Source organism: Sporofaciens sp. SGI.106 (assembly GCF_050314255.1).
Classification (GTDB): Bacteria; Bacillota; Clostridia; order Lachnospirales; family Lachnospiraceae; genus Claveliimonas.
This window is the reverse complement of record NZ_JBNPMZ010000013.1, coordinates 1-13,203: the sequence shown is the minus strand read 5'-3', so window position 1 is coordinate 13,203 and position 13,203 is coordinate 1. Positions and strand designations below refer to the sequence as shown.

The 13,203-nt window shown below is 43.0% G+C and carries 10 protein-coding genes; all 10 read right to left on the bottom strand.

All coding sequences use genetic code 11. The features are described 5' to 3' along the window. Nucleotides 1-57: 57 nt before the first annotated feature. A complete protein-coding gene (locus ACQRCC_RS10200; RefSeq protein ID WP_427850674.1) occupies nt 58-759 on the bottom strand; it encodes a hypothetical protein in 702 nt (233 codons plus the stop codon). Nucleotides 760-1,359: 600 nt separating this feature from the next. Next, nucleotides 1,360-1,740 carry a DUF6465 family protein gene (locus tag ACQRCC_RS10195; protein WP_427850673.1) on the bottom strand — a complete coding sequence of 127 codons (381 nt, stop codon included), beginning with the start codon at nt 1,738-1,740 and terminating at the stop codon, nt 1,360-1,362. Nucleotides 1,741-1,919: 179 nt separating this feature from the next. Beyond that, entirely contained in the window at nt 1,920-2,600 is a 681-nt protein-coding gene (locus tag ACQRCC_RS10190) for a TIGR00266 family protein (RefSeq protein WP_427850672.1), read from the bottom strand. A 97-nt stretch (nt 2,601-2,697) separates the two neighbouring features. Further along, the gene (locus tag ACQRCC_RS10185; RefSeq protein WP_427850671.1) at nt 2,698-3,057 is read right to left on the bottom strand and encodes an Hpt domain-containing protein; all 360 of its coding nucleotides are present in this window, start codon (nt 3,055-3,057) and stop codon (nt 2,698-2,700) included. Nucleotides 3,058-3,078: 21 nt separating this feature from the next. Next, nucleotides 3,079-4,491: an amidophosphoribosyltransferase gene (locus ACQRCC_RS10180; RefSeq protein ID WP_427850670.1), complete on the bottom strand. Its 1,413-nt coding sequence runs from the start codon at nt 4,489-4,491 to the stop codon at nt 3,079-3,081. A gap of 113 nt (nt 4,492-4,604) precedes the next feature. Beyond that, entirely contained in the window at nt 4,605-7,289 is a 2,685-nt protein-coding gene (locus ACQRCC_RS10175; protein WP_427850669.1) for an AAA family ATPase, read from the bottom strand. Beyond that, nucleotides 7,286-8,404: an exonuclease SbcCD subunit D gene (locus tag ACQRCC_RS10170; protein WP_427850668.1), complete on the bottom strand. Its 1,119-nt coding sequence runs from the start codon at nt 8,402-8,404 to the stop codon at nt 7,286-7,288. The genes ACQRCC_RS10175 and ACQRCC_RS10170 overlap by 4 nt, the downstream gene beginning before the upstream one ends. Before the next feature lie 45 nt (nt 8,405-8,449). Then, complete coding sequence (locus ACQRCC_RS10165; protein ID WP_427850667.1) at nt 8,450-10,273, bottom strand: ABC transporter ATP-binding protein; 1,824 nt, start codon at nt 10,271-10,273, stop codon at nt 8,450-8,452. Nucleotide 10,274: 1 nt separating this feature from the next. Next, nucleotides 10,275-12,455: an ABC transporter ATP-binding protein gene (locus ACQRCC_RS10160; RefSeq protein ID WP_427850666.1), complete on the bottom strand. Its 2,181-nt coding sequence runs from the start codon at nt 12,453-12,455 to the stop codon at nt 10,275-10,277. A gap of 9 nt (nt 12,456-12,464) precedes the next feature. Beyond that, nucleotides 12,465-12,965 carry a MarR family winged helix-turn-helix transcriptional regulator gene (locus ACQRCC_RS10155; protein ID WP_427850665.1) on the bottom strand — a complete coding sequence of 167 codons (501 nt, stop codon included), beginning with the start codon at nt 12,963-12,965 and terminating at the stop codon, nt 12,465-12,467. Nucleotides 12,966-13,203: the final 238 nt, after the last annotated feature.

Sequence of the window (13,203 nt, the reverse complement as noted above, 5' to 3'; positions counted from 1 at the left end):
ACACCCCTTTTCCTATAGTCTAAATATAGCAAAAGAGGTGTCCCGAAAAACGGACTCTTATTCATCATCGTCATCATCCAAAAGTCGTCTGGCACGTTCAACCTCAGCCTCCATGGATGTTGTAGCACGGAATTCATCCGCATAATCCTTTTCTTTCTTCCCTATCTCTCTTGATCGCATCATAAACTGAACCCCAACGCCAAGCACAGCCAAAATCAGAGTAATAATAAGCCGTACGATCAGATTATCGTCCATTCCCAGCAAAGTCACAGCATTAACCCCAATTGAAATTGCACCACTTAATGAAGAAATAATAATGACAAATGGTTCAAATACAAACATAGTCACAATTGCTGCAATCAATCCCAGCGCCAGACAAATCACCGCAAAAAGCATCTGCTTTATATCCAGAAAACTTCCTGCAACAAAAACCACTGAAGAAAAACTCCAGAAAAAAATGCCTATCTTATAGAATATTCCCATGAGGATTGCCGCCACTACTGCACAGCCTAAAATCACACCTGCAAGAGCCATACCTGACAATCCTGCAATTACTGCTGCAACTGCTCCTATAATCGCACCCATTGTCAACCCTGTCAAAGCAGCCAGGACTCGTTTCAGCTTCAGACCAAAAAAACATAGAACCGCCGCAATCACAATAGAAACAATAGCTGCAATCATCATCTGTCCATCTGAAATCCGAATCTGACTAATATCGGCATTCGCCAGCTCATTCATTATAGTCATTAATTCATCCATAACTTTTCTCCTTTGTTTCAATATTCTACCGTTTACCTTATTATATCAGAAAACCCTGTATATGCAAAGAATCAAATACATATAATAATCAATTATCAAAACAAGTAGAGATGAGTATCAATATTATTTCAACCGATACTCATCTCTACTTTGATGAATCAATCATTCTTTTTACCTCTTCTTTTCCGCCTGCCGGCTAATTTTTGTACCTCTTATACTTCTTCCTTTCTTCTGGTAATCGTCCTTCCCACATGAACTTCACGGTACTTCATATTCTCATATGTTTCCTGCTACTTTGCTTTCCGGATTTTCCCTTCCTCAAAATTCCAAAAATAAGAGTTAAATAAAATCTACGCTTTTGGTGGTCCGTACCTTCCTTTCTTGTTTTTTATTTATATTTCTTTCCTTCTTTTCTATGTCTATATATTATCACCCAAGTTTGTATTTGTCAATATATTTTTATATTATTTTTTTATTTTCTGATTTTTTAATTTTTTATAACAAAATGCATTTTAACATCACACTTTCATCTCAAAAACACAGTTTTTTAGATTGTCAAAAAAAAGAGGATCCGAACTTCCGGATCCTCAAACTTATTTTTTAGAACAATGCAACTGCCCCGGAATCTTTTCCGTTTACAACATAGTAAACTGCATTCTCTTCCGGCTTTATGTACAACTCTACAGTCTTGATATCTCCGACCTTATTACCTGAAGCAGATTTTGTCCATGCTTTCTTTACGTTTGCAATAATAGTCTTTTCCTCAACCTGCTGTCCGTAATACTGAACAACGGCATTTACCTTCATCTCTTTTTTTGCTGTAGTCTTCTTTGCTGTAGTAGTTTTCTTCGCTGCAGTCTTCTTTGTTGCTGCTGCTTTCTTTGCAGGCTCTGCCTTCTTTGCAGGTTCTGCAATTACATTCACCGGCTCTGCATTCACCGCAACTGTATTATTTGTCTTAGTTTCTGTTTTTGTAGCCATATTCATTCCTCCTACTTTTTAAGCCTAATCCCTCTTTCGTAGTCAAAACATTTTTTGCGTCGCCGTTTATTATAGCATATATTCCAAAAAATGCAAATTTTCTTTTTCGACAGGCTTAAAAGGCCCAAAAACAGGGTAACATAAGGACATGAAAATCACTGGCTTTTATCGTTCAGATTCTAATTTCCGGTTGGTATATATGGTCTGATTACAGCCGCCACATTACTGATTGGCATCGTCTGCAGCCATACTCTTCCGGGTCCGCTTATCACGGTATTGAAAAGTCCCTCTCCCCCAAACAGGGCATTCTTCACACCCGGTACACTCTGAATCTCCATTTTACAGGTTGCATCCATAGCCGCAAGATGTCCTGTATCTACGACAATCTGCTGACCGGCTTTCAGTTCATACTCTACCACATGACCGTCAAATTCTGCAAAAACGGTTCCCTGTCCGCTGAATCTCTGCATAATAAAGCCTTCACCGCCAAACAGGCCGGAAGAAAACTTTTTATTAAAGAACATGGAAATCTGAACGCCTTCCTCTCCTGCCAGAAAAGCACATTTCTGGAAAATCATATCATGCCCCGGTTTAATCTCAAATGCTTCAATTGAACCCGGGAAACTGGATGCAAATGCAATCAGACCGTTTCCACCCTGGGCTGTATAAATGTTCTGAAACATCTTTTCTCCTGCCAGCATCCGTCCAAACGCCTTCCCAAGTCCGCCGCCTGTTGTCGTCTCCATTTTCATATTTGGAGACATCCACGCCATACTTCCGCCTTCTGTTATCATCTTTTCTCCATTTTCCAATCGGCAGATTACAACCGGTAATGTCTCACCCTTAATTTCGTACTGCATATTTGTACCTCCTCAATTACTGTTTGACTACTGATATTCATTTTAATCAGTATAACACAGTCTGTGTAACAAAACTGCAACAGAATATACTTCAGAACTATAACTGTTCAATCAGATTGACTGTTTTCTGATATGCGTCCGCTATTTTCTGGAAATCTACCTTTATTTTCTCATCATCATAGGTATCCCTCACACCTGGTCTTACATATTCCACCAATTCAACCACGGCATTAACCAGGGGAGTCAATTCCAGATTCATGGACATACCCTTCAGGGTGTGTCCTGTCGCAAATATCTTTTCATAATCCATAGTCTCTACTGCCTGACACATCAGGGAAAAATTATCATCCTTCAAAAAAAGCAGAAGGTACTTTTTAATCCGGTCATCCTTGCGAAGACGTCCAATAATAACATTATAATCAGCACCGAGTGCCTCGTAAAAATCTTTTACTTCCATTCCTTTTTATCCTTTCGCTAATTACTCTCTTCCATCAAAACAGTATGTACATACTTTACATGGCTCAATGCCAATAGACTCAATGAGATCATCCAGGCGATGATATCTGAGTGTAGTAAAATTCTGTTGTTTACGGATGGCTTCAATCATCTCCGCATAGCGACAGCTGCATGGGTTTGCATACTCCTCCAGCACTTCTTTCGGACAGTTGTCTCCTTCCCGTTCTTTGATCACTCTTCTTGTGATCAGATCAAGTTCTGATTTGGAACGTGAGAAGTTCAGGTACTTACATCCATACAGGAGCGGTGGGCATGCCGGACGTACATGCACTTCCTTTGCCCCACTCTGATATAAGAATTCTGTAGTCTCACGAAGCTGTGTTCCGCGAACAATAGAATCATCAATAAGAAGCAGCTTCTTATTCTCAATCAGTGCCTGTACCGGAATCAGCTTCATACGGGCAATCAGATTTCTCTGACTCTGATTGGTCGGCATAAAAGAACGCGGCCAGGTTGGCGTATACTTAATAAATGGTCTTGCATAAGGAATGCCGGATTCATTGGCATATCCGATTGCATGCGCAATACCGGAATCCGGAACACCTGCAACTACATCCGGGTGAACAGTGTCTGCATCACGCTTTGCCAGCATACTTCCACATTTATAACGCATCTCTTCTACATTTACTCCTTCATAAGAAGAAGTCGGATAACCGTAATATACCCACAGGAAGGAGCATATCTTCATCTCTTCCCGTGCAGGGCTGACAATTTCTACAGCCTCCGGTGTAACGAAAGCGATCTCTCCGGGTCCTAATTCTTTATAATCTACATATCCGAGATTAATATAGGCAAAGCTCTCGAAAGAAACACAAAAAGCATCTGTCTTCCTTCCGATTACCAGTGGAGTTCTTCCATACCGGTCTCTCGCCGCATAGATTCCCTCTTCCGTCATAAGCAAAAGAGTCATGGAACCGTCAATAATATCCTGCACATATCGAATACCCTCTACAATTGTATCTTTCTTACAAATGAGAGATGCAACCAGCTCTGTTGCATTGATTCGTCCGTTGGTCATCTCCTGAAAATGGGTATTGCCATTGGCATACACTTCTTTTAAAAGCTCGTCCTCATTGTTAATCTTTCCTACCGTTGTAATGGCAAAGCTGCCAAGATGAGACTGAATCAGTAAAGGCTGCGGTTCAAAATCAGAAATACATCCAATTCCCAGATTTCCTTTCATCTCGTTAACATCTTTATCAAATTTCGTTCTGAATGGTGAATTTTCAATATTATGAATCGCTCTGGAAAAGCCAGCCTCCCCATGGGTTGCCATACCCCCTCTTCTGGTTCCAAGATGAGAATGGTAATCTACTCCATAAAATAATTCAAGTGTACAGTCTGTCTTGGATGCTACCCCAAAAAATCCTCCCATGTCTTTATCTCCTTCTGTTTTTATTTGTATTAATCATACTTTTCGTTTCAGTTTCTTCCTATTTCATCTTATCCCAAGCCCGTTTCTGCGTCAACGGATAAATATAATTATTTTCAGCTCAGCAGCCATCTGACATGACTTCCTTTCTTTGTTCTGGTCACCAGAAGCTTGCGTTCTATACTTTCCTTCAGTTCCTCCACATGAGAGATAATCCCTATCATCCTGTCTCCACCGGCAAGCTCACTTAAGATTCCGATGGCCTGCTCTCTGGAATACTCGTCAAGAGATCCAAATCCCTCATCTACAAACATCGTTTTCAACTGAATTCCCCCGGCTCTGTTCTGAATCACATCAGCGAGCCCCAGAGCCATTGAGAGCGCCGCCATGAAAGATTCTCCTCCGGAAAGGGTTTTGACATCCCGCACTGTTCCGGTAACCACACTATAAACATCCAGATCCAGTCCCGCACTTCCTCTGCTGCCCAAATCCTCCATAGAACGGCACCGAAGTACAAACTGATTATCTGTCATCCTTATAAGGCGCTGATTCGCACACTGAATTACCTGACGAAAATACTGCCTCTGTACATATGCTTCAAAATCTATCTTTGCACTTCCCGAAAGGGTACCGTTAGCTGTCGCACTCAGATTCTGCAGGACGGCATATCGTTGTCTGAGATCCTTATTTTTTCCAAGAATACGTTTCAAATTCTCCTGAACCGTCCGATTATTCTCTCCCTGACGATACAGTTGTTTCTGCCTTTCATCCAGTTCTGCTTTTTTCTGTCGAAGCATCTTTTTTTCCTGTTCGAGAGAATCGGTCTCTATCCTCTGTCTGCCCTGTGTTTCCGCACTGTAACGCTCCACATCTGCTTTTGCAAGAATTTCTTCTTCCCGGTACTTCACGCACCACTGTTTCTCCACTTCCTGCTCTTCCTCTGTCATTTCAGAGGCCCGATAGGATTCTACAGATTCAAAGCCTTCATCTTTCCAAGCCTGCAAAAATACCCGGCAAGCCTCTTCTTTTCTGTCCGTCCACTCTTTTAACTGTTCCTGCAGACTTTTTCGCTCACCTGTACGGACATGAATGGATTCAGAAAGCTTTCGCAATTCTTCCTCTGCTTTTGCAGCCGATGGTTTTCCTTTCACAGTATCCACCATCTTCTGACAGCGGTCATGCTCCTTCCTTTGAAATATCAACATTTCCTCTATATTCTCTGTCAAAGCAGGTTCATCCAATTTAAAATCCTCACCCACATTCTGTTTTCCATCACGCACAAGCACTTCCTCAAACACCCGAAATTCCTGCTGCCTCTGCACAAATTTTTCCTGCAGTCTGTCCTTTTTCTTCTCCATTTCATCCCGTCTGCTTCTTGCGTCCCTGACATCTTGCTGACTGGGTGCTGTCTTCGAAGCCGCAGACGGAGCCGGATGATGAGTGGAGCCACAGACCGGACAGGGCATTCCTTCCCGAAGTGCACCCGCCAGAACTCCAGCCTGCGCCGCCAGGAAAGCATCATTCATCTTCTGATATTCCTGGCCGGCAAGCAGATACTGCCGTTCTGCCTCTCTGAGAGCCTCACAGGCTTTTTGCTGCTCCCGCTCCATGGCACTTAAGGTTTTCATCCGCCTACGGATATCCTCAAGACATTTCATAGTCTCTGATAATTCATTTAGTCTGGTTTGCGCTTCCTCTGCCTTACGAATATTGTCAAGAAGCTGTTCCCCGGACACTCTTTCCGCATTTTTCTTCTCAATCCATTTATCAAGATCAGCAATTTCTTTCTCAAGACGTACAATCACTGTCGAAGCGTTCTTCAGCTCCCGCTCTTGAATCCTCACACGTTCTGCACTTGCCGCACGTTTTAATCTGTCTTCCTTTTTCCTCAGAACGCTCCTGCTTTCCTCTATTTTCCTTATCTTTTCCTGCGCCTGTCCCAGCAAATCAAACAATCGGTTATTTGACTCAGCAAGAGTAATCCTGTTGTTCACTTCCTCCAGAATCTTTTCTGTATCCTGCCCTTCTTTCCCGCACTCGCGCTCCCGTCTGCCAATTTCCCGATTCATTTTCCCAATGATACTCAGACGTTCTTCTATACCGACAGCTTCTTCCATCAGATTCTCATAGTTTACATTTTCCGAATAAATCAGGTGGGACAGTTCCTGAGCCGCCGACTTCTCTCCGTCAGCCAGTTCACCATACAGAGCTTTTACCTTCTCCCGAAGATTTTTCTGAATATCCGCAAAAATACGTGTGTCGAAAATCCGGGAAAATATCTCCTTTCGTTCATCGGATTTTGCATGAAGAAGGCGAAGAAATTCCCCCTGAGCAATCATCACTGTCTGCGTAAACTGGGCTGCATCCAATCCGATAATCTCAACAATTTTTCGGTTCGTTTCCTGTTTTTTCCCCATATATTCCGTTCCATCCGGAAGGAATAATGTCACGCGGGATTTCTCTATTGTTTTCTTTGGATTTCCATCCTTATCCCGGCGTTTGCTCTCACGTTCATACTCCGGATTGCGAAGTATTCTGTAATTTTTGCCTTTATATTCAAATTCCAGTTCCACGTAAGTCTCCGTCTGAAGGCTGGCATACTGGCTTCGCATCATATTACCGTCACGTTTTCCTCCGCTGGTCTGGTCATAAAGCGCATACATAATTGCATCGAATATTGTGGTCTTCCCTGCTCCGGTATCTCCGGTAATCAGGAATACTCCGCCCACATCTTCAAAATCTATGGTCTCCACTCCCGCATAGGAACCAAACGCAGACATGGTCAGTTTTATTGGTCTCATACCTGTTCCTCCAGTATCTTACGTTCTTCTTCATTCATTTCTCTGCCCTGTATCTCCCGGAAAAAATGAGCAAAAGCTTCCACAGGATCCGTGATATCCGGAAACACTTCCATCTCCTCCAGGGTATTTCTGGTTCTGGTATTATCTACTCTTACTTCCAGAAGATAAGGAAAGACTTCCTCCAGCCTCTCCCTCATATGATAAGGCTCTATCTCATCAGTAACGGTTACACTGACATAATTTTCCTTTTCTTCCGGCGCACATCCCAGTACCTCTTCCAAGTTTCCTTTAAGCCGACGAATTTTTCTTAAAGGATGAAGAGGAATATGATGTACCTTCGGAGTCTCTCCTTTTTTTCCAAGCTCCACCATAACCAGAGTCTTCTCGTCCTCTGCCTCCTGTACCGAATACGGAAGAAGTGTACCACAGTAACTGCCACAGCCTATACTCTGCGACCGGTGGATATGCCCAAGCGCAGCATAATCAAATGCTTCCAGCACTGCCGTGTCCACATTATCCAGTCCGCCCACAATAATTGACTCCGAATCACTGCGCTTTGGCTCTTTTCCCCCGGATGTATAAAACTGATGGCTGACAATAACATTTCTCTCATCCACAGAAATCTTTTCCCGCTCCAAAAGGGCTCTCACCGTTTCTTCCACACTCGCGGTTTCCATGAAATGACGAACATACCCTGGTTTTACAAATGGGAGCAAATAAAAATTCACATTTCCCCACTCATCTTTCAGCGCAATTTTTTTTAATCTCTCCTCTGGTGAGGAAGGGGGCATTCCTGCAATATGAATCTGATGACGGTCAAGGATAGAACTGGCATACTCCAGCCTCTGGGCAGAATCATGATTTCCCGCGATTATCAAAACCGGAATCGCCGGATCCATATCTGAAATCTCTGTGAGAAACCGGTTAAAAATACTCACCGCCACTGCAGATGGCACAGATTTATCATAAATATCTCCCGCAATCACAATTACATCCGGCCGATATTCCCTCGCTGCTTCCACCACCTGTGAAAGTATCCTTTCCTGATCCTCTTTCAGATTATAATAATGCAGCTGCTTGCCGATATGCAGATCGGAAAGATGAAAAAAACGCATACGTGAACCTCCTGTTATTTTAATTCAATCCTTGCAGAGCGTATATCAGTGTGCAAACTGAGCATTGTACAATTCCGCATAAAATCCGTTCTGCGCCAGAAGTGTTTCATGGTTACCCTGTTCGATGATGTCTCCATCCTTCATAACAAGAATCATATCAGCATCCCGGATCGTAGATAATCGATGTGCAATGACAAAGCTGGTTCTGCCCTTCATCAGATTATCCATCGCTTTCTGTATCCTCACTTCCGTTCTGGTATCCACAGAACTGGTAGCTTCATCAAGGATCAGAATCTTCGGATCAGCAAGAATTGCTCTTGCAATTGTAAGCAGCTGTTTCTGTCCCTGAGACACGTTGCTTGCTTCCTCATTTAATACCATGTTATAGCCACTTGGCAGCGTCTGTACAAAGCGGTGCACATGAGCCGCTTTTGCTGCCTCTACCACCTCTTCATGAGTAGCATCCAGTTTTCCATAACGGATATTTTCTTCAATAGTTCCATTAAACAGCCACGTATCCTGAAGAACCATTCCAAACATCTGACGGAGTTCACTTCTGTTAAAGTCCCTCAGATTATGACCGTCTACTCTGATCTCCCCATTGTTCACATCATAAAAACGCATCAGCAGCTTAATCATCGTAGTCTTACCCGCTCCGGTAGGACCCACAATTGCAATCTTCTGTCCCGGCTCAACCTTTGCACTGAAATCATGAATAATCGTATGATCCGGATTATAACCGAACTGTACATGATCCAATTCCACTCTGCCTTCCAGCCCCTCTACGGACACCGGATTCGGAACTGTAACATCTTCCTCCGTCTCCTCCAGGAATTCAAATACTCTCTCAGACGCCGCAGCGGTAGACTGAAGCATATTTGCCACCTGCGCCACCTGCTGAATCGGCTGGGTAAACTGGCGTACATACTGGATAAAGGACTGAATATCTCCCACTTCAATGGTCTTTTTTATCGCCAGATAACCCCCCAGGATGGATACTGCCACATAGCCCAGATTTCCCACGAACTGCATAATCGGCATCATCATACCTGACAAAAACTGTGATTTCCATGCAGAATGATATAATTCTTCATTTGTATCATCAAAAGTTTTGATAATGTCCTCTTCTTTGTTAAATGCCTTAACGATATTATGACCGCCATAGACCTCCTCAACCTGCCCGTTAATATGACCCAAATATTCCTGCTGCTTCTTGAAATATCCCTGTGAACGCTTCACGATCGCAGAAATCAATCCCATGGATACCGGAAGAATCAGAAGCGCAACTACCGTCATCAGCGGACTGATACTGATCATCATTACGAGAACACCAATCAGTGTAGTTACAGATGTTATCATCTGAGTCGCACTCTGATTCAGACTTTGTCCCAGAGTATCCACATCATTGGTAATGCGGGAAAGTATCTCTCCATGGGTCATTTTATCAAAATAGTTCATAGGCAGACGATTGATCTTCTCAGAAATCTCTTTTCTCAGGCGGTATGTCATCTTCTGGGAAATCCCTGTCATAATGTATCCCTGCACAAAGGAAAAGGCTGCACTGACAAGATACAGACACAATACTCCCAGTAAAATCCTGCCAACCTTCTCAAAATCAATTCCGCTTCCTCCTGACACCTTACTTACAAGACCATTAAATATCTCCGTCGTTGCCTTACCGAGAATCTTCGGTCCTACTATACTGAAAATGGTGCCACCGACAGCAAATAGCATAACAAAGAAAATAGCAATCTTATATCTGCCCATGTAATTGATAAGCTTCTTCATAGTGCCTTTGAAATCCTTAGCCTTCTCACCGGACATTCCGCCGTGAGGACCTCCCATCGGTCCGTGCTTTCTTCCTGCCATCTTAGACCACCTCCTTCAAATCTGCTTCCAGCTCTTTCTCAGAAAGCTGTGATGCAGCGATCTGATAATAAGCATCACAATTTTTCAGTAATTCTCTGTGTGTTCCAATTCCTGCAATTTCCCCATCATCCAGAACAATGATCTGCTCTGCGTGAAGAATCGTACTGATACGCTGCGCTACAATAATTACGGTACTGTCTTCTGTCTTTTCCTTCAGCGCACTTCTGAGCTTCACATCCGTCTTAAAGTCAAGTGCGGAAAAACTGTCGTCAAAAATATAAATTTTCGGATGCTTTGCAATGGCTCTGGCAATAGAAAGTCTCTGTTTCTGACCGCCGGACACATTGGAACCTCCCTGTGATATGGGACTGTCATATTTCTTTTTCTTTGTATGAATAAATTCTGTAGCCTGAGCAATCTCAGCCGCCTCTATCATCTCCTGCTCCGTGCCTTCCGGATTACCATAAAGAATATTGGAGGCTATATTTCCCGAGAAAAGTACTCCCTTTTGCGGCACATAGCCGAGCTGGTCTCTTAATTCATGCTGACTCATATCACGCACGTCCAGACCATCAATCGTAATACTTCCTTCTGTCACATCGTAGAATCTCGGAATCAGATTGATCAAAGTGGATTTACCGCTTCCGGTACTTCCAATGATAGCCGTTGTCTGTCCCGGTTTTGCTGTAAATGTAAGATCATGCAGTACATCCTCCTCCGCCCCCGGATAACGGAAGGAAACATGATGAAATCCCACTTCGCCCATTGCATTCCGGGGAAGGTTTTTCGGATTTTCCGGATCACGGATAGCCGCAGTGCTTTGCAGCACTTCATCCACACGGACAGCAGAAACAGCCGCTCTCGGCAGCATAACGCTAATCATACAGATCATAAGGAAGGACATAATAATCTGCATCGTATACTGGATAAATGCCATCATATCTCCTACCTGCATAGTTCCATCATTAATGCTGTGGGAACCACTCCATACGATCAGAACCGTTATACCATTCATAATCAGCATCATCACCGGCATCATGAAAGTCATGGCACGATTCACAAATAAATTCACTTTTGTCAGGTCCATATTGGCTTTGTCAAACCGTTTTTCCTCATATTTTTCCGTACTGAAAGCACGGATAACCGGAAGGCCGGTAAGAATTTCCCTGGACACCAGATTCAGACGGTCCACCAGATTCTGTACGATCTTAAATTTAGGCATTACAATGATAAAGAGCACTGTCACCACCATCAGGATCAGAATTACGGCAAGCCCGATAATCCAGGACATATCCACATTGGTACGGAATACTTTAACCAGACCACCGGCCGCCATGATCGGTGCATACAGCACCATTCTTAAGATCATAACAATCAGCATCTGAATCTGCTGAATATCATTTGTACTTCTGGTAATCAGTGATGCGGTGGAAAATTTATCGAACTCTCCGTTGGAAAATCCTACCACTTTTCTGAAAACATCACCTCTCAGCTTTCGTCCTGCGCTTGCACCCACTCTGGCTGCCATCAGACCAACCAGAATACTTGCCGCCATTCCGAGAGCTGCCAGAAGGAGCATTTTTCCTCCCGTACTCAGAATATATTTATTCTGAATATCATCCATATCCATCCCAAGATTCTGATAAACTTCCTTGATATAAAGAGTTGCCGCCTGTTCCACCATAGTTTCCGGCATATCCTCCATCTGAGAGTATATCTCATCCAGCATTTCGTCCCTGGAAGCACCTTCCGTCTGACTTTGCATCTGGGCGCCCATGCTTTCTGCAACATCGCTTCCTGATTCCATGCCTGCTACAAAGAGCATTGGTTTTCCCATAATCTCTGCCAATGTCTGTATCTGCGTGTCATCCTCCGCCACACTCTCTTTTAATTTCCACACAGTGCCATCATAATCATACAATCCGGCATTGGCTTCCTCGTATGCATCCCGAACCTTCTCCTGATCTTTCGATGGGATGAAGAAAAGCAGCTTCTCCAGATCCTCCTCACCAATCTGCTCCGGCACTTTTTCATCCACACCGCCCTGCTGAATTCCCACATTTACGATATCAGACGTGTATCCCGGAAGTGACAGATCACAGTAGGCCTGTACAATCAGCACACAGAGAATCACTGCCACTGCTCCCGCATAGGGTTTAAGTATTTTCAACAATTTTCCCATAAATCCAATCTACTCCTCTCTGAATTCTTCCATTTCCCGCATAATGCGGTCCATAGAAATATCCTTCATTTCCTTATAATTCATCAGATTCTCCTGCATCTGTCTCAGCATTCTGCACATCAAAATGCGCTCTCCATCAGAAAATCCCTGAAACAACACATCTTCCATCTGATCAATATGCTCTTTTATCTCTTTCACACAGCTCTTTCCCCGTTCTGTCAATTCAATTCTGGTAATCCGCTGATCCCGGGAATCTGTATTTCTGAGCACAAATCCAAGCTTTTCCATCTTCCTGAGTGCTACCGTCATAGACGGTGGTTTTACACATATTTTCTCCGCCAGTTCACGTTGAGACAAAGCACCTCCATTTGATAAAACAAAAAGAATTCCGGCCTGACCAATGTTTAATCCATAATGTTCCAGTCCCCGCATCGTCTGATAATCTATTAAATGTACCATATGATGCAGAATCATCTGACAGGGTTTATCTTTTTCATTTCGGTTTTCCATGCTGTTCCTCCTTTTTCATTACATCAAAATAATTAGATGTCTAACCATTATACTATTTTTATTCGCGATTTAAGTCAAGGAATTATCTTATTTTTAAGAATAATATAATATTTTTCACCAAATATTAATTAAATATCTAACTAATTATTCTACCTTCCCTTCAAAAAAAGGATGCACAAGGTCTTTCCCTTGTGCATCCTTTTCAACTTTTTATTCTCTTCTTTTCAGAACTGTATCT

What these genes read in the sequence shown, in the direction of transcription:
- ACQRCC_RS10200 (WP_427850674.1), bottom strand. Translation starts at nt 759, where the DNA reads ATGGATGAATTAATGACTATAATGAATGAGCTGGCGAATGCCGATATT.
- ACQRCC_RS10195 (WP_427850673.1), bottom strand. Translation starts at nt 1,740, where the DNA reads ATGGCTACAAAAACAGAAACTAAGACAAATAATACAGTTGCGGTGAAT.
- ACQRCC_RS10170 (WP_427850668.1), bottom strand. Translation starts at nt 8,404, where the DNA reads ATGCGTTTTTTTCATCTTTCCGATCTGCATATCGGCAAGCAGCTGCAT.
- ACQRCC_RS10155 (WP_427850665.1), bottom strand. Translation starts at nt 12,965, where the DNA reads ATGGAAAACCGAAATGAAAAAGATAAACCCTGTCAGATGATTCTGCAT.
- ACQRCC_RS10175 (WP_427850669.1), bottom strand. Translation starts at nt 7,289, where the DNA reads ATGAGACCAATAAAACTGACCATGTCTGCGTTTGGTTCCTATGCGGGA.
- ACQRCC_RS10185 (WP_427850671.1), bottom strand. Translation starts at nt 3,057, where the DNA reads ATGGAAGTAAAAGATTTTTACGAGGCACTCGGTGCTGATTATAATGTT.
- ACQRCC_RS10180 (WP_427850670.1), bottom strand. Translation starts at nt 4,491, where the DNA reads ATGGGAGGATTTTTTGGGGTAGCATCCAAGACAGACTGTACACTTGAA.
- ACQRCC_RS10190 (WP_427850672.1), bottom strand. Translation starts at nt 2,600, where the DNA reads ATGCAGTACGAAATTAAGGGTGAGACATTACCGGTTGTAATCTGCCGA.
- ACQRCC_RS10165 (WP_427850667.1), bottom strand. Translation starts at nt 10,273, where the DNA reads ATGGCAGGAAGAAAGCACGGACCGATGGGAGGTCCTCACGGCGGAATG.
- ACQRCC_RS10160 (WP_427850666.1), bottom strand. Translation starts at nt 12,455, where the DNA reads ATGGGAAAATTGTTGAAAATACTTAAACCCTATGCGGGAGCAGTGGCA.